Annotated in this window: 11 protein-coding genes and 2 pseudogenes; 10 read left to right on the forward strand and 3 right to left on the reverse strand. The window is 44.5% G+C overall.

Translation table 11 applies throughout. The features are described from left to right. Positions 1-1,263 precede the first annotated feature (1,263 nt). The 3 genes from hetF (at position 1,264) to DP116_RS00735 (ending at position 7,265) form a co-directional block, all read left to right on the forward strand. Positions 1,264-3,861 carry a cell division protein HetF gene (gene hetF, locus DP116_RS00725; RefSeq protein ID WP_169153338.1) on the forward strand — a complete coding sequence of 866 codons (2,598 nt, stop codon included), beginning with the start codon at positions 1,264-1,266 and terminating at the stop codon, positions 3,859-3,861. A gap of 315 nt (positions 3,862-4,176) precedes the next feature. Next, the gene (locus DP116_RS00730; protein ID WP_169153339.1) at positions 4,177-5,442 is read left to right on the forward strand and encodes a serine/threonine-protein kinase; all 1,266 of its coding nucleotides are present in this window, start codon (positions 4,177-4,179) and stop codon (positions 5,440-5,442) included. Between the two features lie 320 nt (positions 5,443-5,762). Next, positions 5,763-7,265, forward strand: coding sequence for an aldehyde dehydrogenase family protein (locus DP116_RS00735; protein WP_169153340.1), 1,503 nt, complete (start codon positions 5,763-5,765; stop codon positions 7,263-7,265). Between the two features lie 137 nt (positions 7,266-7,402). Here DP116_RS00735 and DP116_RS00740 read toward each other — a convergent pair whose 3' ends face one another. Both DP116_RS00740 and gnd read right to left on the reverse strand, forming a co-directional pair. Then, positions 7,403-7,681, reverse strand: a complete 279-nt coding sequence (locus DP116_RS00740; RefSeq protein ID WP_169153341.1) for a hypothetical protein — start codon at positions 7,679-7,681, stop codon at positions 7,403-7,405. Between the two features lie 155 nt (positions 7,682-7,836). After that, positions 7,837-9,267, reverse strand: a complete 1,431-nt coding sequence (gnd, locus tag DP116_RS00745) for an NADP-dependent phosphogluconate dehydrogenase (RefSeq protein ID WP_169153342.1) — start codon at positions 9,265-9,267, stop codon at positions 7,837-7,839. Positions 9,268-9,800: 533 nt separating this feature from the next. Here gnd and DP116_RS00755 point away from each other — a divergent pair. From DP116_RS00755 to ileS, 6 genes and pseudogenes are all read left to right on the forward strand, one after another. Then, positions 9,801-10,574, forward strand: coding sequence for a Ycf66 family protein (locus tag DP116_RS00755; RefSeq protein ID WP_169153344.1), 774 nt, complete (start codon positions 9,801-9,803; stop codon positions 10,572-10,574). Positions 10,575-11,032: 458 nt separating this feature from the next. Continuing rightward, a pseudogene (locus DP116_RS29890) lies at positions 11,033-11,349 on the forward strand (IS66 family transposase); the annotation flags it as partial. Positions 11,350-11,485: 136 nt separating this feature from the next. After that, positions 11,486-11,967, forward strand: a pseudogene (locus tag DP116_RS29895) (IS66 family transposase); the annotation flags it as partial. A 602-nt stretch (positions 11,968-12,569) separates the two neighbouring features. Next, entirely contained in the window at positions 12,570-14,564 is a 1,995-nt protein-coding gene (locus tag DP116_RS00775) for an alkaline phosphatase (protein ID WP_169153347.1), read from the forward strand. 227 nt (positions 14,565-14,791) lie between these two features. Further along, the gene (locus DP116_RS00780) at positions 14,792-15,790 is read left to right on the forward strand and encodes a cation diffusion facilitator family transporter (protein ID WP_169153348.1); all 999 of its coding nucleotides are present in this window, start codon (positions 14,792-14,794) and stop codon (positions 15,788-15,790) included. Between the two features lie 198 nt (positions 15,791-15,988). Continuing rightward, entirely contained in the window at positions 15,989-18,979 is a 2,991-nt protein-coding gene (ileS, locus tag DP116_RS00785) for an isoleucine--tRNA ligase (RefSeq protein WP_169153349.1), read from the forward strand. A gap of 206 nt (positions 18,980-19,185) precedes the next feature. Here ileS and DP116_RS00790 read toward each other — a convergent pair whose 3' ends face one another. Beyond that, positions 19,186-20,109, reverse strand: a complete 924-nt coding sequence (locus DP116_RS00790; RefSeq protein WP_169153350.1) for a ParA family protein — start codon at positions 20,107-20,109, stop codon at positions 19,186-19,188. A 510-nt stretch (positions 20,110-20,619) separates the two neighbouring features. Here DP116_RS00790 and DP116_RS00795 point away from each other — a divergent pair. Continuing rightward, entirely contained in the window at positions 20,620-21,444 is an 825-nt protein-coding gene (locus tag DP116_RS00795; protein WP_169153351.1) for a hypothetical protein, read from the forward strand. The last annotated feature ends 3 nt before the right edge of the window (positions 21,445-21,447 follow it).

Here is a 21,447-nt window from a genome sequence, read left to right on the forward strand (position 1 = left end):
TTATCAGGGTGCATCTACCAATACTATGTTCTATGAATAACTAGGGTGTTCCGGACAAAAACTACCAAATGATCGCTACTTTTGTGTCAAAAAAAATAAATCCCCAGCAGCGAGTAGCCAACTAGGGAAGTGAGTTATCAGGGTGCATCTATATGTATGATGTTTTATAAAATACTCAATATTATACTTGTCTGATTTGTAAAAAATAAATAAAATCCAGTAAGTGGAAGCCGACTAAAAAAGTGAGTTATCAGGGTGGATTGACCAGTTGTATGTTTTATGAATAACTAAGTGTTTGTCACAAAAAGCGCGAAAATGAGAGTGATAGTTGTGTCAGTCAGAAAAAATCCCCTAGCAGCCGAAAGTCCACTAGGGGGTCAGTTATCAGGGTGCATCTACCAATCCTATGTTCTATAAAGAACGGCTTGAACCGGATAAATTCTGCAAAATAGAGGTAAAAAATATTTTGCTTTTATCTACCATGAAAAGAAAGCAGAGGGCAAAAGAAATAAGGATTTTCATCGCGTGATTCTGTAGTGAAAGTTCAAGACCCACTAAAAATAAAAAAAACCCCAAGTAGCCGAAAGTCCACTAGGGGTGTCAGTTATCAGGGTGCATCTACCAATACTATGTTCTAGAGATAACGACTTTCTCCGGATGATTTTGTATATCAGAAATAATTGAGATTTTTTGTAAATTATCACAAAAACTCAGAGGGTGTGAACAAATGAGCTAATTATCACGAGAAAATTAATTTGGATGTAGAGGTGCTGGGAAATTATTTTCCCAAGAGACCCGTAACCCCCTACTCCTAGCATGAAAATGAAATCACCAAAGACAGAAAAACTCCCAAAAGGTGTTAACCTACATGGGAGTCAAGATCAAGGTGCATCTACCAGTAAGAAAGTTCTGGGCTAAACTGACAAGATCCGGATAAAGTTATGAAAGAAGATTGGTTCCGAATTTAAAATTGTAGTACAAGAACTCAATCTATGGGATGTACTTTTATGAACAAATAATTTTTTCTCTGCGATACCCCAGAGGTTTCAGCAATTCACCGAGACTTTTAACCTAGTCGGAGAGAAGACAGCATGAATGATGACTCGTGGGTGATGAATGCTTACAGCTCACACGCTGATGAGCAAAACAACACGAATCAGAAACAATCAGTGCCAGGATGCATCTAAGGTATAAGAAGAAGCAAAACATCGACTTGAAACTTTCGGGTTTCAAACCAGATTTAGGAGGCAAACAGGAGCAGTTGTGACCCAGGAATTTCACATTTCCGTAACCCCAGTAGGGCAAAATGACTACTTGGTGCGCACGGAACAAGTCGCGCCTGGGGTGCCATTAGCAGAAGAACTGGTGACTTGGCCTGTGGCTGATTGGTTGACGGCTGCGGGACATTTGATGAATGACCCGTTGAAGTCGGTGCTGCAGGGAGATGCGATCGCAAGAAACTCCGTCAACTTGGTGGCGTTGGGTCAGCAACTTTATAATGCACTGTTTCAAGGCACTCTCAGAGATAGTTGGATTACGGCACAAGGAATAGCCCAAAACCACCAACAAGTGTTGCGTTTGCGGTTAGGGCTGAAGGATACTAAATTAGCACGTCTTCCTTGGGAAGTCATGCATGCAGGCGATCGCCCGATTGCCACAGGACCCTATATCGCCTTTTCTCGCTACCAAAATGGAATTGGTAGAACGTCTCGTCTACCGTCAACAGGTATGCCAGCACCTGCAGAGGAAGGTGGGCTAAAGGTATTGATGGCAATTGCTTCTCCCACAGATCTGGTGCGTCTAGATCTCCTCAAACAAGAAGCCATTAAACTCCAAGCCGAACTTCACCCAGGCGAAAGCGGCAATTATCTCCCGCACAATATAGAACTGACCCTGTTAGAACAACCAGGGCGAGAAGAGTTGACACAAGCGTTAGAACAAGGACGATACCATGTTCTGCACTACTCCGGTCACAGTAACATAGGTCCTAACGGCGGAGAAATTTATCTTGTCAGTAGCAGAACTGGTTTAAGGGAAACCCTCAGTGGTGACGACTTAGCGGGCTTGTTGGTCAACAATAACATCCAAATGGCAGTATTTAACTCCTGCCTGGGAACATATGCAGCGACCTCCTCTGGTGGCGTCAGAGACACAGGGGAACGTAATTTGACAGAAAGCTTGGTGAGGCGCGGCATCAGGAGTGTTTTGGCGATGTCAGAACGTATTCCTGATGAAGTGGCACTACTGTTAACACAGTTATTTTACCGCAACCTTTCTCACGGATATCCTGTGGATTTGTGCGTGAGTCGGATGCGTCAAGGATTGATTGCTGCCTATGGTTCTCACCAACTATACTGGGCACTACCAACTCTTTATATCCAGCCAGGATTTGACGGCTATCTTAGTCCACAGATATCGTTACCTCAAGGTGAGGAGTTATTTAACGAGTACAATCCTTCTCTAAAGACGTCAGCAATAATTTACTCAGATCAGGCAAACGACGCCAGTATGCCTTTACCCCTTGAGGATATGTTACCCTCATCTTTGGCAAGAGACTCATTCGATGATCTAGACTTGCTAGGGGAAGAGACCTGGGGCGACCTGATTGATGAAATCGAGTACGATGACCCAACTTATGAAGAAGATTCAGCGATTGTTTCAGATTTGTTCCGCCAGCTAGATCAACAAAAGACATCTGAACAATCTTCCATGAAGGCAGAACTTGTTCAATTTGGGGAAGATAGTCTCGACGAAAAAGAAGTTTCAGGTGAAATAGCTTCGCTGGAAAATGATCTCGGGATGTGGGAAGAAGTCCGTGAAGCAGCATCTTATGGTAGACAGCAGGACGCAGATCCTCACGAACTCGCCTCTAATAGTCAACTGAGTCGCCAACAAGAGTTGGACTTGCAAGTAGACTGGGAAAACTCGAATGTCGGGCCATTAACTCAGACGACCGCTATTAGAACACCAACAGCCAAACCAAAACAAGGCAAAAGACGTAAAGTATCGCGGGGTAGTATAGGAGTCAGTGCTATCGCTCTTGCGGGAGCAGCCCTTTGCGCCATCGTAGCCGTAGTCGGTTTCAACTGGTGGTCACATAATCAACAAATACCGGTCTTTTCTCCTGAGTCTCAACAAGAAAGCCGCAGCACTCCACAAGCCAATTTTAAAACGACTGAAACTAAAGTTGTTAGTGCGATCGCCACCGACAAATTGAGTAAGGGGGAATTACAAATAGGACTTGAAGCTGTCGAAGAATTGCTTAATCGTAATCTACTTCCTAACGCTCAAGCCGCCCTTGACGCCATTCCCGAACAGTTTGCAGACAATCCATCAGTCTACTTTTTCAAAGGACGATTAGCATGGCAATTGATCAAGACAGGAGACAATAGATATAGCGTCGATGATGCCCGTCGTTATTGGGAAAGTGCGCTCAAAACTGAACCAGACTCAATTTTGTATAATAATGCTTTAGGCTTTGCCTACTATGCACAAGGTAACCTTAACCGAGCAAATGACTATTGGTTTAAGGCGTTGAGTTTCGCAGTCAGAGAACAGCAGAGTAAATCGGCTGCTTCTGCAACAACATTTTTACCCTCAAAGCCAGTCCCTCGGGATGCTTTAACAGCTTATGCTGGGTTAGCTATTGGCTTGTATAAAACTGCAAACAACCAACCAAATGGAAAACGCGAGCAATATCTCAATGAAGCCATCAAGCTGCGTCAAATGATCATTAAAGACGACCCAGTCAATTTTGAGATTAAAGAATTGACGAAAAATTGGCTTTGGACGGACAAAACTTTACAAGATTGGAAAACACTCCTCCAACTAAAAAGTCAGCGTTCCACACTTCAAAATTGACCAAGAAAGAATTCAGAACTTAGAAGTCAGTAGTCAAAAGGATGAATAGTAAAAAAGATACAAAGCCATTCATGAATTTCTTTAAAAAAGAAAAAATGTATTTCATCAAGTAGGCGCGTAGAATTACGGCGTCATTATTTAAAGCCCCGCGCATTTGTTTGGGGGGGATGCATTCCTAGCTGCGGAGTTCTAACAACTGAGTTCTTCTTAAGATATTTTTTACTAATATTCGCCATCATCTTTGAACGTGCCAAAATAAAAACATATGAAAGCCTAGCCAACGTATCAAGGCTACGCGAAAGCCATATTCGTCACATGAGCTATTGCTTAAATCCCAATTGCCCCAACCCTGTTAACATCAATAATGAAAAATTCTGCCACACGTGTGGTTCCAAGTTAGTGCTCAAAGAGCGCTACCATGCCATCAAACCAATAGGACAGGGTGGTTTTGGCAGAACTTTCTTGGCTGTAGATGAGGATAAGCCATCCAAACCACGCTGCGTCATTAAACAATTCTACCCCCAAGCTCAAGGTACCAGCACAGTCCAGAAAGCAGTAGAGTTGTTTACCCAAGAGGCAATGCGCTTGGATGAATTGGGCAAGCATCCCCAAATTCCAGAACTATTAGCTTATTTTACTCAAGATGATAGGCAGTATCTTGTACAAGAATTTATCGACGGACTGAACTTAGCCCAGGAATTAGAACAAAAAGGTGCTTTCAATGAAGCTCAAATTCGGCAACTGCTGAATGATTTATTACCAGTGCTGCAATTTTGTCATGCAAGACAAGTCATTCACCGAGATATCAAGCCAGAAAATATTATTCGTCGTACAACCACAAAATCAAGCAACGGAAATCTGGTTTTAGTAGATTTTGGTGCTGCAAAAGAAGCGACTTACACAGCTTTAAATCGAACAGGAACCAGTATTGGGAGTCCAGAATATGTTGCTCCTGAACAAATTAGAGGAAGAGCTATTTTTGCCAGTGATATATACAGCTTAGGTGTTACCTGTGTTCACCTGTTAACTCAACGCTCTCCTTTTGACTTGTACGATATCAACAACGACGCTTGGATTTGGCAACAATATCTTACAAGCCCAGTTAGCAATGAGTTGAGCCGTATTTTGGACAAAATGCTACAAAGCATTCCCGTTCGACGTTACCAAACTGTAGAGGAAGTCCTCAAAGAGTTAAATCAAAAGCCGCAATTAGCCCCAACACCCGTAACTCCGATCAAACCTGTTACTCCATCAAAACCTATTTCCACACCTGTTTCTACCAATCAAGCGACCACTCAAATAGATACAGAATTAGAGGAAATGAAAACTCTATTTCTTCAAGGTGGAAAATCCAAAAGCAATAAAGGTCGTAATGTTCAGCCTCAGCCACAAACACCCCAGTCGTCTTCTAGTAAAAGCAAAAATATTCAGCCTCAGCCACAAACACCCCAGCCATCTTCTAGTAAAAGCAAAATAGATGAAGAATTGGAACAGTTAAAGGCTAATCCGCTGTCTTTTAGTAAAAGCGAAATAGATGAAGAATTGGAAGAATTAAAGGCTAAGTATAAAAAAGGTGAATGATAGATAGTACATTGTCAAAATTTATATAGTATTTTAACATTGGTTTTACATAACTCAATAAGAATTATCGAAGGAAGGCTTTCTAAGCCGAACTTTTGTATTACAAATAAAGTGGGGAAAAATTGACAAATTTTACTTAACCTTAAAAACAAAATCGTAGGGGAGCCAGTGCGTTGGACGGGTTTCCCGGCTTGAAGCATCTGGCGTTGGGCATTGCCCATAAAAGGTTATGTGATAGACATTTGAGATATTGGTAAGCAATGCCCACCTTACAGAAAACTGCTGTAAGTGCATGACAGCTTCATAAAAAGGAGATTAATATGTCAACTTTAGTTCAACAAGCAGTTGGAATTCCTCTGAGCGACCAAGTGTCGAGGTTTTTAACTCAGCCATTGAAACTACTGATTGGGGGAAAATGGGTTGAGTCTGCCAGTGGTCAAACCTTTCCTGTATATAACCCAGCAACAGGTCAAGTCATCGCCCATGCTGCTTCTGGTGAGAGCGAAGATATTAATCGAGCAGTACAAGCTGCACGTGAAGCCTTTGAAAATGGTCCTTGGTCAAAACTCACTGTTTCAGAACGCGGACGACTCATTTGGAAACTAGCGGACTTAATAGAAGCAAACCTGGAAGAATTTGCCGAATTAGAATCCCTGGATAATGGTAAACCAATCAGTGTTGCTCGTGTTGCCGATGTGCCAGGTGCGGTTGACTTGTTTCGCTACATGGCAGGATGGGCGACAAAAATTGAAGGAAATACGATTCCCATCTCTGCTGGGACTCAATATTTTGCCTACACAGTGCGCGAACCTGTTGGAGTTGTCGGACAAATTATTCCTTGGAATTTCCCTTTGCTAATGGCTGCGTGGAAATTAGGTCCGGCTTTAGCTGCTGGCTGCACAATCGTTTTGAAACCAGCCGAACAAACCCCCCTGTCAGCTATTCGCTTAGGCGAATTAATCTGTGAAGCTGGATTTCCTGATGGTGTGGTCAACATTGTGACTGGTTATGGTGAAACTGCAGGTGCTCCCCTAGCCGCACATCCGGATGTTGATAAAGTTGCTTTTACTGGCTCAACTGAAGTGGGTAGATTGATTGTCCAAGCTGCTGCTGGTAACCTCAAAAAGGTTTCTTTAGAACTAGGCGGTAAATCACCCAACGTCGTGTTCAAAGATGCTGATCTAGAGATAGCGATTAAGGGCGCAGCCAATTCTATCTTCTTCAATCATGGTCAATGTTGTAATGCTGGTTCAAGACTTTACATTCAACAAGATATTTTTGACCAAGTGGTGGAAGGTGTTGCTGCTGAAGCTAAGAAAATTAAAATTGGACCAGGACTTGACCCCAGTACAGAAATGGGACCACTGATCTCTGATGAGCAACTCGACCGAGTTTATGGTTATATGCAGTCAGGTTTTGCTGAAGGTGCAAAAGCCGTAACTGGTGGACAGCTAATTGGTGAGCAAGGCTATTTTGTGGAGCCTACAGTGCTGGTTGATACTAAGCAGACAATGAAGGTGGTACAAGAGGAGATATTTGGTCCGGTTGTAACGGCGATGCCTTTTAGAGAAGTGGATGAGGTTGTCCCACTGGCTAACGATAGCACTTATGGCTTAGCGGCAGGAATCTGGACTAACGATATATCGAAAGCTCATCGTTTAGCGTCTAAATTGCGTGCTGGTACGGTTTGGATTAACTGCTATCACATCTTTGATGCTGCTCTGCCCTTTGGCGGCTACAAGCAGTCAGGATGGGGTCGAGACATGGGACACAATGCGCTAGAGCTTTACACTGAGGTCAAATCTGTTTGTGTGAAGCTTTAGGATACTGTTAGCCTCTGTGTCATTGCGGTATAAATCAATTTTTATCGTTCCTATGCTCTGCATGGGAATGAAGTATGGGAGGCTCTGCCTCCTTATTAATCAGCTTGAGCAATACGGTTCAGTTAGAGCCAAAAACCTTAAATTTTGTAGGTTGGGGAGCCACTGCGTTGGGCGGGCAATGCCCGACTTGTTGCAAGAGCGTCTCCGCAGGAGTTAGCAAGTGGCGTTTGAACGTAGTGAAACCCAACAAAATTCTGAAAATCTTGGTTTATGTCCTGCGGACACGCTGCGCTAACGTTGCTCAAACGCCAGACGCCAAGTGAGGGAAACCCTCCTCCAGCGCTGGCTCCCCAACCTACTATTATCCTTAACTGAACCGTATTGTCAGCTTGAGGCAGAGCCTTGACCAAATGCATTCCTTGCCAGAGGCAAGGAACGAGAAAACAAGCTAAAAAAAGTGACTCTGAAAAACTCAGAGTCACTCAAAATTCTCAACTGAAGTTCTTGAGACTACCGTAGAATTTGAAGGTGTCTTTGGTTGTCTAGCTTGCAGTTGTTATGACATGCCATGTTATACAGATGTTTCAGTGATGGGTACCCATTCTGTATGGAAGGCACCGGGCTTATCGACACGCTCGTAGGTGTGCGCACCGAAGTAGTCGCGTTGAGCTTGTGTGAGGTTTTGAGGTAGGCGATCGCGACGATAGCTATCGAAGTAATCCAAAGATGCACTAAATGCTGGCACTGGAATTCCCAGTTTGGCGGCTGTTACCAAAACTTCACGCCAAGCTGTTTGTCTATCAAGAATTGTCTGCTTGAATTCTGGGGCTAACAGGAGGTTAGGTAGTGCTGGATTTTCGTTAAACGCTTTCTTAATTTTGTTCAAAAATCCAGCGCGAATGATACAACCACCTTTCCAAATCCGCGCCAATTCACTCAGTTTCAAATCCCAATTATAGGTTTGGGAAGCTTTCGACAGCAACGCCATTCCTTGAGCATAAGAACAGATTTTCGAGCAGTAGAGCGCGTCACGCACCTTGTTGATAAACTCTTTGGTATCTCCGTCATACTTGCCAGTAGGACCTGTGAGTACCTTGGATGCTGCGACCCGTTCTTGTTTGTAGGAAGAGATGATGCGACCATTAACTGCTGCGATAATCGTTGGTATGGAAACACCCAATTCCAAAGCAGTTTGTACAGTCCAACGTCCTGTTCCCTTTTGACCTGCGGAGTCAACAATCAAATCTACCAAAGGTAAATTTGTGTCTGGGTCAATGTAAGGGAAAATGTTTGACGTAATTTCAATCAAAAACGAGTTGAGCTCGTCTGTGGTGTTCCACTGGCTAAAAACTTCATGAAGTTGATTATGGTCAAGTCCAGCGGCATTTTTCAGTAAATCGTAGGCTTCTGCAATCAGTTGCATATCGCCGTACTCAATACCGTTGTGTACCATTTTGACGTAGTGACCAGAACCACCAGGACCAATGTAGGTGACACAGGGACCATCATCGACTTGGGCAGCAATTTTTGTAAAAATTGGCTCCAGATACTGGTAAGAGCTTTGAGTACCTCCTGGCATTAGTGAAGGACCATTGAGTGCTCCTTCTTCACCACCGCTGACGCCCATACCAATAAACCGAAACCCAGCGGGTTCTAGTTCTTGGGTGCGTCTATCTGTATCTTCAAACCAAGAGTTACCACCATCGATAATAATGTCGCCTTCGTCCAGCAAGGGTTTGAGCTGACTAATCACTGCGTCTACAGGTTTACCTGCTTGCACCATGATTAAAATTCTTCTGGGACGTTCCAAGGAGCCAACGAACTCTTCTAAAGTAAAAGCAGCTTTAGCGTTTCTTCCTTGGGCACGCTCAGCCATGAATTTATCAGTTTTGTCGCGCGAGCGGTTGTAAACTGCGATTGGAAAGCCGTTACGTTCAACGTTTAGAGCGATATTTTCACCCATAACAGCTAGACCAATCACACCAAAGCTTTGCTGTGTCATAAAATTTTGGCTAACTCTTGCAGATTCTCTTTCTCTTTAAGGGTAGTCTGAGATTTCTGCTTCTCTCCTAAAGAAGACATTAAGACTTCCTAAACTCAGCCGAAATATTCCACCCACACAGATAAAAAATTTTAATTTGTATCTGATTCAACAACTTTCTGGCAAAATTTGCAAAATTGAGATATCTAGTTAAACGATGGGGGACTAGTACCGCTGCGCGGAAGTAAAAAGTCAAAAGTCAAAAAGTTGATTATGTGGGCTTTTCGCTGCTTTGGAATGGTGAATCCAGCGCGCATGAGGAGGGTTTCCCTCACTTGGCGACTGGTGTATGCGCAAAGCGCACGCCCAGAGGGCTAAAGCCGTCAGGCGAAAGCAGGCATACCCGATAGCCGTAAGGCGTGGCCGTTCCCACTAGGGTAGCTTTATTTCCGCCGCGTTGGACTAGATACTTTGGACTGAGTACTTCTACTCCCAATTCCTCATCCTCAATCCCAAATCCCTAGTGAAATGACACAGTAAGGAGTAACCACAAAATGCTGGCATATATCCTAGCGTTGACTGTCGGTCTTGGAAGTGTAGCGCTTTACATAGCAGCTTTCTTTTTTCCTGAAATCCACCGTAAGAATGATTTTATTTTGAGTGGTGTAGGACTGTTCTACGCCTTGGTGTTATGGATATTTGCCCGAGGCATTACTGGGGGTCTTTTGCTGGGTCATGTAGCTAGTGTGGCTCTTTTAGGTTGGTTTGGCTGGCAAACACTGTCGTTACGTCGTCAACTCACACCAAAGATACAACAAACTCAGATACCCAGCACTGAGGTAGTAAAAACAAACATTCAGCAGCAGGTTTCTCAGTTGTCGCTTCCACAAAAACTTGCTCAGTTACCAAAAGCTATTGGTAGTCGTTTTTCGGGGGTCAAAGACCGAGCGCAAACTGCGGGTAAAAAGACACCCGAAAAGTCTAAAAGGACACAGACTCCTGTACCCACAGCCAAACCTGTAGTTGAGATTGTCGATGAACGCATTCCAGTCACAGACCAACCAGCAGTTATCCCGCCTGCTACCACTGATACCGAAGCAAAAACCCCAACAGCATCTGCTCCTACGGAAGCAAAAACTGAGACTCCTCCAGAAGCAGTTCCACCGAATCCTTCATCTCCGGAATTGCTAGAAGCCGCTCAAGCACATGAGACTGAGGAAAAAACACCGCCTCCGATTGAGGAAGTAGCACCACGAGCTGCACTTGCTCCTCCAGCAGAAGCACCTCCAGGACAAGTACCACCGAAAAACCAGGCTGAAGGTTCATAATAGTTAAAGGCGATATCAAAATTCTACGTCCACAAGTGTGTCCGCACTGCGGAGGAAAGTACTTCGCGCCTAATATGGTTAATGTCGAAATCCAGCAAGTCGCGCAGTTAGTCGCACTCTCCTATTGAAATCGTCGAATATCATCGCTATCACAATCAATGTTCGCACTGCGGAACATCTTGTCCTGCCGACTGGTCAGGGTTGGGTCACAACGATTGAAATACTGCGGTGCCGACCTGAGATGCCCCGTGTATAAATACTCATTTTTTCCGAAAAATCTACGTTTGGGGCATCTTAGCGCCCAGAGTGTCCTCCGGACACGCTGCGCGAACGTTGGCGCTAAACCAAGGCGCTTAGTAATGAGGTGAGTCCAGCGCTGCAGGAGGGTTTCCCTCACTTGGCGACTGGCGAACCCGAAGGGCACCGCAGTTTTTCCGGTTTTAATGAAGCGGGAGATGATTCCAGGACAAGATTTAGAGTACGACTGCAAGCGTTAATTGGTTGGTTGGGCAATTACGGACACGTACCATATGCGAAAATCCGCGAACTGTTATTTGAGTTGGGACAAATTGATATCGGCGAGGGAACGCTCGTTGCGACAAATGAACGTGTCGCTGTTGCGATTGACCCGCCAGTCGAAGCATTGGGTACATGGGTGAAAAACGAGCAACCAAATATTCACGTTGATGAGACACCTTGGTCAGTCAAAGGAGTAAAGGAATGGTTGTGGGTCGTCGCCAATAAAACGTTTTGTTTGTTTCATGCCGCCGACACGCGATCGCCCGTATACTGCCCAACCAGGCTACGCCTCGTTGCCCCGAATCGGAGATTCGGGGAACCCTATTCTGGAAGAACTTTCTTTGGCAGTAGCGCGAAGCGCGCCCTGCTCCCAAGGGGAGCCGCGCAAGGCGCGATCGCGTGTCGAACTCGAACAATTATTGGGAACTGAGTATCGTGGGGTCAACAGCAGTGACGATTTTAGTGTTTACAATGCCTACTGTGTTGCAAGTCACCAAAAGTGTCTGGCACACTTACGACGACATTTTCTGCGGTTAATGAGCGCGTCCTGGTCGGGATAATGCAACGAGCAGGTAATGCGTTCGTTGATTTGATTGATGATGTGTTTGATAACTATCGTCAATTTCAACACTCAAACGACTTTCAACAGTATACCAGTTGGGCGAAACAATTCAAATCAAAGTTGAGCCATGCCTTGAATACTTGGATACCAAAAGCTAGTGCTTTTGTGTTGAACCTGTTATCGAAATTGCGGACAAGTATGACAGCGTGGTGGTTTTTTCTTGATCATCCGGAAGTTCCCCCTGATAACAATTTGGCGGAGCGCTCGTTGCGATTGGCGGTAACAAAACGTAAAGTCAGTGGTGGTTCGCGTTACAACTAAAGATTTTACCTAAGTTTAATCAAACGTTAGTGTTTGATCAATTGAACAGTTGATATTCTTTCTGTAAGCTTTAGCAAGCGTAAAAAAATACACAGACTTACTGCACTCCCTTGCAATGGCACTCCGGTGGGCACGGAATGTTTGAGCTAACCTCAATTGCCTGAAATTTTCCTCAGCACAGCAGAGCATCGAAACTTTGTTTAATCCGCACGAATGGTGGTATTTATGATTCAACTCCTCAGAGATCATCTACGAACATTGATCTGGTTTGCAGTTGGCTTGATCTGTGTGCTTCTGTTAGCGTTGGGATTGCCGCTTACTCAGTTAGCTTCAACCGCTCAGAACCCCAATCATCAGAGTTCTGCTCATGCATATACCCCAAAAAACCCGCCTGGCACTCCGTATTGGTCGGCTGGGGTGACCAGGGATTCAAACCACTTGCCAAATTTTTAGTGGCTTCTAGGTTTTAGGAACTTCCAAGGTGCGATTCGTTGATGGCTGAATCGCACTTTGGAAGTTCCTTAGTGATCCCGATAGATTACAATTTCAACTTTTGACGAAACATTTCTAAATAAATTATCAAGGCAACCCCGATGATTTCCTGGTTTGAAAAGCATGTACGAGCGATCGCATGGCTCACAAGTTGTCTGCTCCTTTTCACGACGCTCTTGATTGAACAGCCTGCCTTTGCTCAAGAGGTAAGCGGGAATGGTGTTAACGTCATTATCATGATTGGCGATGGAATGGGTTGGGAGCCTGTGCGTGCAGCTGCCATTACCAACGGTGGTTCTTTTTACACCCGTGGAGAAGGTCGTGGTCTGAATTTACAGAAGCTGAAAGGCTACACCTATGCGACGACCTACGGTACTACCATTTTCGATCAGAAGAGTGGTAGGTTTTCTACCGGCAACTCCGCATTGGATGGAACTAACAATGTAACCGGTCAGAGCAACATCCGTCCTGGGTTTTCCTTTAAGCCTTTACCGTTTAATCCCGGTACTGACTTAGCAAGTGGATCAGGTGGTGCAACAGACCCATCGTTGGGTAATCTTACAGGTTGGGAGGTTGAAAAAGGTGGTCCTAATCCCTGGACACCTGCTACACCGCCACCTTGCGACATTACAGTACCAGTAGGAAAATCTATTAACGACGTTCCTAATCGGTTCAACTGCCAGGCAGAATATATCAAGCTGAGCCTACCAGATTCCGCCAACACTGCCTTCACACTCTACACAGGAGTGAAGAGCTACAACAACGCCATGGTAGACATCTTTGAAAAGCCTATCGAAACGATTCTGCAAACCGCGAGAAAGCAAGGCAAATCAACAGGTCTGTTAACCTCAGTTCCCATCAGCCACGCAACGCCCGGTGCAGCCGAAGCGTCTGTCAACCGGCGTACCAAGTATGATGCTGACTATCCAACCTTGGATAACATTATCCAGCAGTCTATTAGACCGGATTTCAATGAAAACCCAGACCGACCTGACCTGGAGGACATTTTCCTACCCACGGTGCTGCTAGGTGGTGGTCATCCCCTCGATCATGACAACACGGTCAACACACCAGGTCAAGTGGGTTACAAAGAGCCAGGTACTTGCAACTACGTCTACATCAGAGCATCTACCTATAAGGAACTGACAGGTAAAACTTCTCTCAGTGATGCAGAGGCTTGCAAAGCGACTGCTTCATCGAATCCCAACAACCGCTACGGCTATCGTTTCTTAGAACGGAGTCCGAATGCCGCGAAGCTTCTCCTAAAGACTTCCAGAGAAATTGATCCCAACAAGGGTGAACGCTTGCTGGGACTCTACGGTGCTCGCGGACAGGAGGGCAACATTCCAGTGAGTGGTGCTGACGGGGATTACAGTATTACCGGTCTTGCCAACTTTGCCCGTCAGTCTTCTTTGTACAACCGTACCAACGATGCTTATAAGCGGGGTGATATACCAGTCAATGATACCGATCGCCCACTCCAGCCCGGTGAAACCAATGAGGCTTTCATTGCGCGTGAGGTGAATGAGAATCCTACCTTAGGAGACTTGACACAAGCGGCACTCAATGTGTTAGGCAAGGATAAGGACGGTTTCTGGTTGATGGTCGAAGGCGGCGATGTTGATTGGGGAATTCATGACAACAACATCGATAACATCATTGGTACGGTACTCGACTTTGATAAGGCTGTAGGCGTTGCAATGAAATGGATCGAGCGTAACGGTGGTTGGCAAAAGAACGTTCTAATTGTCACGGCAGACCATGACCATTATTTAACACTGTATCCCAACTTCCCAGAATTGCTGAGAACCAAGGGCGCTAAAGCACTTACCTATGGTTCTGAAACTGACTCGGCTTCTGTGGGTCACAGCTTTGGGTCAATTCCTGAAGACAAATACGGTTGGGGCAGCCACACTCGTCGTCCGGTGCCAGTTTACTATCAGGGCAGACCGTTCAAGCTGGACAAGTACATCGGTAAGGGCTACAAAAACTACGGATTTGATGTTCCTGGCGTTCCAAATGCAGTAGACCAGGTTCACATTTACAAGGCAATGTATGAGGCTATCACTGGTAAAGAACCGCAAGATCCCTCATAAAAAGGGCTTGTCTGAAATTAGAGTTTCCCCCTTGTCTATCATGTCCGGATAAACACTTGTAAAAAACTAAAAACCTTACCAAACTCCTTTCCCTCTCCGCAGGTTCGGAGAGGGAAAGGAGTTTTGAATGAGTTACAGATACATTTATCTGTGTTCATCTCTGGTTCATTATTTCTTTGGTGTACCTTACCCAATTACAAACAGCTAGAAACATTAGATATTACGATATGCTTTCGGTTAAGCAGCACTTGAATTGGTCTGAAATTGCCTTTGATCGCTCCTGCACTTGTTGTGACTTTAGTCGTTCACAAAATCAGCCTCAGAAAAAGATCTGGCGATTATGGCTGGTGCTGGCGTTGCTAATCAGTGTTCTGCCAGCAGAAATTGGTATCGGACTGTGGAGCCATAGTCTGTCGCTCCAAGCTGATGCCGGACACCTGTTATCGGATGTCGGTGCGTTGGGGCTAACACTGTTGGCAAGCTGGCTTGCCGGGCGTCCAGCGGCGGGGCGGGCGACCTTTGGACATGGGCGAGTTGAAATTCTGGCGGCGTTAATAAATGGTTTAGGGCTGCTGTTGATCGCCGGGTTTATTGCTTGGGAAGCGATCGCACGGTTCCAGAATCCAGAACCTATCTTGAGTCTGCCTTTGTTGTTAGGAGCAGGACTGGGGTTGATTGTCAACGGTTTGAATTTAACGCTGCTGCACAAGCACAGTCTCGACGATTTGAATCTCCGAGCAGCATTCCTGCACATCGTTGCTGATGCATTTAGCGCGGTGGGGATTCTGGTAGCAGCACTGGTGATTTACTGGCTGAAATGGTGGTGGATTGACCCGGTCATGAGTCTATTGATTGCCTGTTTTGCTGGTCTAAGCGCCATTCCCCTAATCTGGAGTAGTCTGGAGGTTTTGCTAGAGTATGCTCCGCGCTTCATCAAGCCTACCGAGGTTGAAGCAGCATTGCAATCGTTTCCGGGGGTGCGCCGGGTTGAAACGCTAAGAATTTGGGCGATTGGGTGCGGTCAGACTGCCCTGTGCGCCCACTTACGTATCGAGCCGTTAAATGCTCAACAGCAGGATCAATTGCAATGGGAGTTACAGACTCATTTAGTCGAAGCGTTTGGTATCCACGAATCGACGCTGCAATTGTCTAGCGGCAGTGTCACAAACTTGGTTCCTCTGCATCCGCTACTCAACCGTAGCCTGGTTTCATATATTTATAAGTAACCGGGAAATGTCAGCAGGATTAATCGGATTACTTTAAAGAAAACTCCTAACAACAAAGATAGAGTACCATATGTTTAATATTCGACTATCTTCGCAGGCATAGCTCGCGTCGCCTGTTGAAATGTTTTGCACCCAAGTCAAAAACCTTCTCACCGTTATTCGTGAGAAAAAGACATTACTATTCCTTGGCATGAAATCGTGACAGAAACTGGAAAATACAAAGATACCGTAAATTTACCCAAAACAAACTTTGATATGCGAGCGAACGCTGTGAAGCGGGAGCCAGAAATCCAAAAGTTTTGGGAAGAAAATAAAATTTATGAACGCCTGTCCCAAAATAATCCAGGCGAGTTATTTATATTGCACGATGGACCACCCTACGCAAATGGTTCTCTCCATCTTGGTCATGCTTTAAATAAAATTCTTAAAGACATTATTAACCGCTATCAACTGCTGCGCGGGCGTAAAGTTCGTTATGTACCTGGTTGGGACTGTCACGGTTTGCCGATTGAACTAAAAGTGTTGCAAAATATGAAGTCGGCAGAACGACAAAATTTGACGCCTTTGCAACTGCGTCATAAAGCAAAAGATTTTGCCCTCTCTACAGTCAATGAACAGCGTGAAAGTTTCAAACGCTACGGGATTTGGGGTGATTGGGAACACCCGTATCTAACTCTGAAGCCGGAATATGAGGCGGCTCAAGTTGGTGTTTTCGGTCAAATGGTGTTAAAAGGATACATCTATCGTGGTCTGAAGCCAGTACACTGGAGTCCGAGTTCTAATACGGCACTGGCAGAAGCTGAATTGGAGTATCCTGAAGGTCACACTTCGCGTAGTATTTATGTGGCTTTCCCAATGACGGGTTTATCGGAGACGGTAAAACCTGCACTAGGGGAATTTTTAACTCAGTTGGGTGTGGCTATCTGGACAACGACACCTTGGACAATTCCTGCTAACTTGGCTGTTGCGGTAAACCCAGATCTCAAGTACGCGGTGGTGGAAGTGGAACCCCACCCCCCAACCCCCTCCCCGCAAGCAGGGAGGGGGAGTGAAGAAAATGCTTCCCACTCCGTGCAAGCAGGAAGAGAGAGTGAAGAAGTTGCTTCCCCCTCTCCCCTTGGGGAGAGGGGGACTGAGGGGGTGAGGTTCCGCTACCTGATTGTTGCTGCTGATTTGGTGGAACGTTTATCTGAGGTTCTGGGAACTCAGCTAACAGTAAAAACCACAGTCAAAGGGAAAGATTTAGAACATTCCACTTACCGTCATCCTTTGTTTGACCGCGAAAGTCCGATTGTCATCGGCGGTGATTATGTAACGACTGAGTCAGGTACTGGTTTGGTACACACAGCTCCCGGACATGGTCAAGAAGACTACATAGTTGGTCAGCGCTACGGTTTACCGATTCTTGCGCCAGTAGATGACAATGGAAATTTCACCGAGGAAGCGGGACAGTTTGCTGGGTTGAATGTTCTGGGTGATGGAAACCAGGCGGTGATTGATGCTTTAACGGCGTCGGGTTCTCTGTTGAAGGAGGAAGCTTATGTTCACAAGTATCCTTATGACTGGCGGACAAAGAAACCGACGATTTTCCGGGCGACGGAACAGTGGTTTGCTTCAGTCGAAGGATTTCGGGATGAGGCACTCAAGGCGATCGCCACTGTAAAATGGATTCCCGCCCAAGGCGAAAACCGCATCACACCAATGGTTGCAGAACGTTCTGACTGGTGTATCTCCCGTCAGCGCAGTTGGGGTGTCCCAATTCCTGTTTTTTACGATGAAGAAACCAGCGAACCACTGCTGAATGAAGAAACCATTTCCCACGTCCAAGCAATATTTGCCGAAAAGGGTTCTGATGCTTGGTGGGAACTTTCGGTTGAGGAGTTATTACCAGAAAAATACCGGAACAACGGTCGGTCTTACCGTAAGGGGACTGATACGATGGATGTGTGGTTTGATTCTGGTTCATCTTGGGCAGCTGTGGCAGAACAACGACCAGAGTTGCGCTATCCTGCTGATTTGTATCTGGAAGGTTCAGACCAACATCGCGGTTGGTTCCAGTCAAGTTTACTCACCAGTGTAGCGGTTAACGATTGTGCGCCGTACAAAAAGGTGTTGACTCACGGCTTTATCTTAGATGAACAAGGGCGTAAGCAAAGTAAGTCACTGGGAAACACGGTTGAACCGAAAGTCGTGATTGAAGGTGGGAAAAATCAAAAAGAAGAACCCGCCTATGGTGTAGACGTGTTGCGTTTATGGGTGTCGTCAGTAGATTACACCTCGGATGTTCCGCTTGGTAAAAATATCCTCAAGCAACTGACGGATATCAGAAACAAGATTCGCAATACGGCGCGGTTCTTGTTGGGTAACTTGCACGATTTTGATCCTCAAAAAGACGCAGTACCGTTCGAGGAATTACCGCAGCTTGATCGCTATATGCTGCACCGCATGACGGAAGTCTTTAAGGAAGTGACAGAAGCGTTTGAAAGTTTCCAATTCTTCCGCTTTTTCCAAACAATTCAAAATTTCTGCGTGGTTGATTTATCCAACTTCTATCTGGATGCTGCTAAGGATAGACTGTACATCAGTGCGCCAAATGCTTTCCGGCGTCGCAGTTGTCAAACGGTGCTGAAGATTGCTTTGGAGAATTTAGCACGGGCGATCGCCCCTGTGTTATGCCATATGGCAGAAGACATCTGGCAATTTCTCCCGTACAAAACACCTTACAAGTCAGTGTTTGAAGCTGGTTGGGTGCAGTTGGACGAGAAGTGGCGAAATCCAGAATTAGCAGTAGTGTGGCAGCAATTGCGACAAGTCCGCACTGAGGTGAATAAAGTGCTGGAAGAAGCCAGAGTCAAGAAAATGATTGGTTCTTCCTTGGAAGCTAAGGTGCTACTGTCTGTAGTAGATGAGCAGTTACGCTCTACAGTAAAATCACTGAATGCAACTCAGAATGGAATAGACGAACTGCGTTATTTGTTCATTACCTCACAAGTAGAGTTGTTGGATTCTCCGGAAGCGGTGCAAGGATTGGAGTACAAATTGCAGTCCGATGCATGGGAAATTGGAATTGTGAACGCAGAGGGACAAAAGTGCGATCGCTGCTGGAACTACTCAACTCATGTCGGAGAGTCAGCCGAACATCCCCTGATTTGTGAACGTTGTGTTTCTGCTTTAGCAGGAGAGTTTTAACAGTTATCAGTGAGTCCAGTGCTGCAGGAGGGTTTCCCTCCGTAGGCATCTGGCGAACCCGATAGCCGTAAGGCGTGGCGTCAGCCATAGGGTGATCAGTTATCAGTTATCAGTACTTGTTACTCATAACCTTGATAACTGTTCACTGTGAAATCCATCTCACCAAACTTGATAACTGTTCCCTGTTCCCTGTTAAGCGTTCCCTGCTATAAATTTGTTTTTTGCTGCTTTTGAAGTTCAGCAGACTCTAGCTTTTGCAACAACTCTTGAGTTAATTGATAGAATGCTTTTGACCCTGCTGTGCTGGAATTGTTTAAAACAACAGGCATAAAACTGTCAACAGCCTTAGCAACATTCACATCCACTGGTATTTGTGTTTGACAAATTTTTCCATCCCCAAAATCTTGATGAACGCGCTGCATCACTTGTTTGTAATATCTTCCGCTGAGAAAGTTAGCGTTAGACATTGTGAAGATGATTCCCAGCATTTGTATATCTATATGTGCTTCATGTTCGTGACTTTCTTTCAACTGGGCGATGCGTCTTTCCAGCAATTGAATACCTACCACAGATAGTGGTTCTGGTTTAGCAGGAAGTATATAGTAATTACTAGTTGCTAAAGCACTACGAGTCAAAAGATTATATCCAGGAGCGCAGTCTAAGATGATAAAATCATATTCTTGCCGAATGGGTTCTAAGATTTTTCCAACCAAAACTCTTTCAAAACGATTCCAAATCGTTTCAAATTCATTTTCACCCAAACTGACTGCTTGTTGATGCAGCATTTGTGAGACGACAAATTCATCGTACAAGTCGATATCTCCTGGCAATAAATCCAGTCCGGGGAGATTACAAACTTGAGGCTGAATGATATCTCGAATCGTCAGTTTTGCCCTTGATGAGGGGTTGATAATGTCATCTATCAGATATCTCAATGTCCGTTTGTTTTTGCGAAGCTTGGCAAAATCCACAGGGGACATCAGACTAAGTGTGGCACTAATTTGGCTATCTAAGTCAAGGACAAGCACCCGCTTGTTATGATTTTTAACTAAACAAGTCGCCATATTGACGGTGAGGGTGGTTTTACCAACTCCGCCCTTCATATTTGCAGTAGCAATGACATATCCCATCGGTTAATTCCTCTGATAAAGCATTCTCATCTACTTAACGTAAATGTTTTATTATAGAGAGAAAATTTTTGCGAAGTTTAATATTTTTAAATAGTCAAGAGCATGACCTCAGTGACGCTTCTTTAATTGAAGCAGTCAAGATTATAGCAGTGAGCGGTACTTTGGTGGGGAGATAAGGGTGTAATCTTTCTTATTTTAGATCTATTATGGTTATAATAGATACAAAGCAATTTAGCAAAGTTCGGCTCAATAGTTTTGTTTATAAATTCTGAATTCAAGCTTTCAGAAGGTTTAGAGAAAAAACGATCCTAAAAATGATTGATAGCTTTACGGTAGGTACAAGTTAATTGAGTTACGTAATTTTCTTTATATCATACAGTACTATGATCGTGTCTTTCTGTCTGTGCAGAAGGCATTACTCCATGCCAATTAAAAATATCCGGAAAGCACATTGGAGCAATGGAATAGCTATCTCAGCATCATTAGAAAAGATGCAAATCGGGGGCTAAGATGGATAATTTAGAATCGAAAATTGTTGAAATTTTAAAGCGTGGTACTCCTCTAAGAGCAGTACATATTGCTGATATGCTTGGAGTTGAAAGAAGAGAGATAAACCACTACCTATACTCTTCATTAAAGCATATGGTTGTGCAAGATAGTGACTATAGATGGTCATTGAAAACAAATCAAATAAGCAAGACTCAGCGTCCCTCAACTCAAGCGCCAACTTCTCATACTAAGTCATCACAACCTGTAAGGCAAAATAACCTGTATAGCTTTACTAAAGAAGAGATTAAACAAGATAGTCCACTTCGATCAACTCCTCAAACTAAATCATCACAACATGCCAAGCCAACCTCTCAAACTCCATCATCACAACCTAGTAAGCACGAAAACCTACAGAAATTTTCGGAAAAATCTTTCCAACAAAATGGTCAACCTCAACAAGCTTCAACGGCTCAAACTCCACCATTATCACAACCTGTAAAGCAAAATAATCCTTACAAAGTTATTAAAACAGAACTTGGTCAAGCATCTCCAGAAGAAAAAGTAAAAATTATAGAAAATGCTTTTAGGCAAGAGCAATTCCGAGAACTCGAAGATGAAGAAATTAATGCTCTTCAATCAATTTTAGAACAGTCTAGGCGTGAAATAGATATAGCCAATACAGCATATACACAAGGTAAACTAAGCACTCGAAAAAATAATCCTATTATGATTGCAATTTTATCAGTTGCATTAACTCTGAGTACACTTTTCCTTATCAGTCAATTTATACCAAACTTAACTAACCAACCTTCTCCAACAATTCCGCAAACTAAGTCAATGCAATAGTTA

The organism is Brasilonema bromeliae SPC951 (genome assembly GCF_012912135.1).
GTDB lineage: Bacteria > Cyanobacteriota > Cyanobacteriia > Cyanobacteriales > Nostocaceae > Brasilonema > Brasilonema bromeliae.

What these genes read in the sequence shown, in the direction of transcription:
- DP116_RS00790 (WP_169153350.1), bottom strand. Translation starts at nt 20,109, where the DNA reads ATGGGATATGTCATTGCTACTGCAAATATGAAGGGCGGAGTTGGTAAA.
- DP116_RS00740 (WP_169153341.1), bottom strand. Translation starts at nt 7,681, where the DNA reads ATGCATTTGGTCAAGGCTCTGCCTCAAGCTGACAATACGGTTCAGTTA.
- DP116_RS00780 (WP_169153348.1), top strand. Translation starts at nt 14,792, where the DNA reads ATGCTTTCGGTTAAGCAGCACTTGAATTGGTCTGAAATTGCCTTTGAT.
- DP116_RS00735 (WP_169153340.1), top strand. Translation starts at nt 5,763, where the DNA reads ATGTCAACTTTAGTTCAACAAGCAGTTGGAATTCCTCTGAGCGACCAA.
- gnd (WP_169153342.1), bottom strand. Translation starts at nt 9,267, where the DNA reads ATGACACAGCAAAGCTTTGGTGTGATTGGTCTAGCTGTTATGGGTGAA.
- DP116_RS00730 (WP_169153339.1), top strand. Translation starts at nt 4,177, where the DNA reads ATGAGCTATTGCTTAAATCCCAATTGCCCCAACCCTGTTAACATCAAT.
- DP116_RS00755 (WP_169153344.1), top strand. Translation starts at nt 9,801, where the DNA reads ATGCTGGCATATATCCTAGCGTTGACTGTCGGTCTTGGAAGTGTAGCG.
- DP116_RS00775 (WP_169153347.1), top strand. Translation starts at nt 12,570, where the DNA reads ATGATTTCCTGGTTTGAAAAGCATGTACGAGCGATCGCATGGCTCACA.
- DP116_RS00795 (WP_169153351.1), top strand. Translation starts at nt 20,620, where the DNA reads ATGGATAATTTAGAATCGAAAATTGTTGAAATTTTAAAGCGTGGTACT.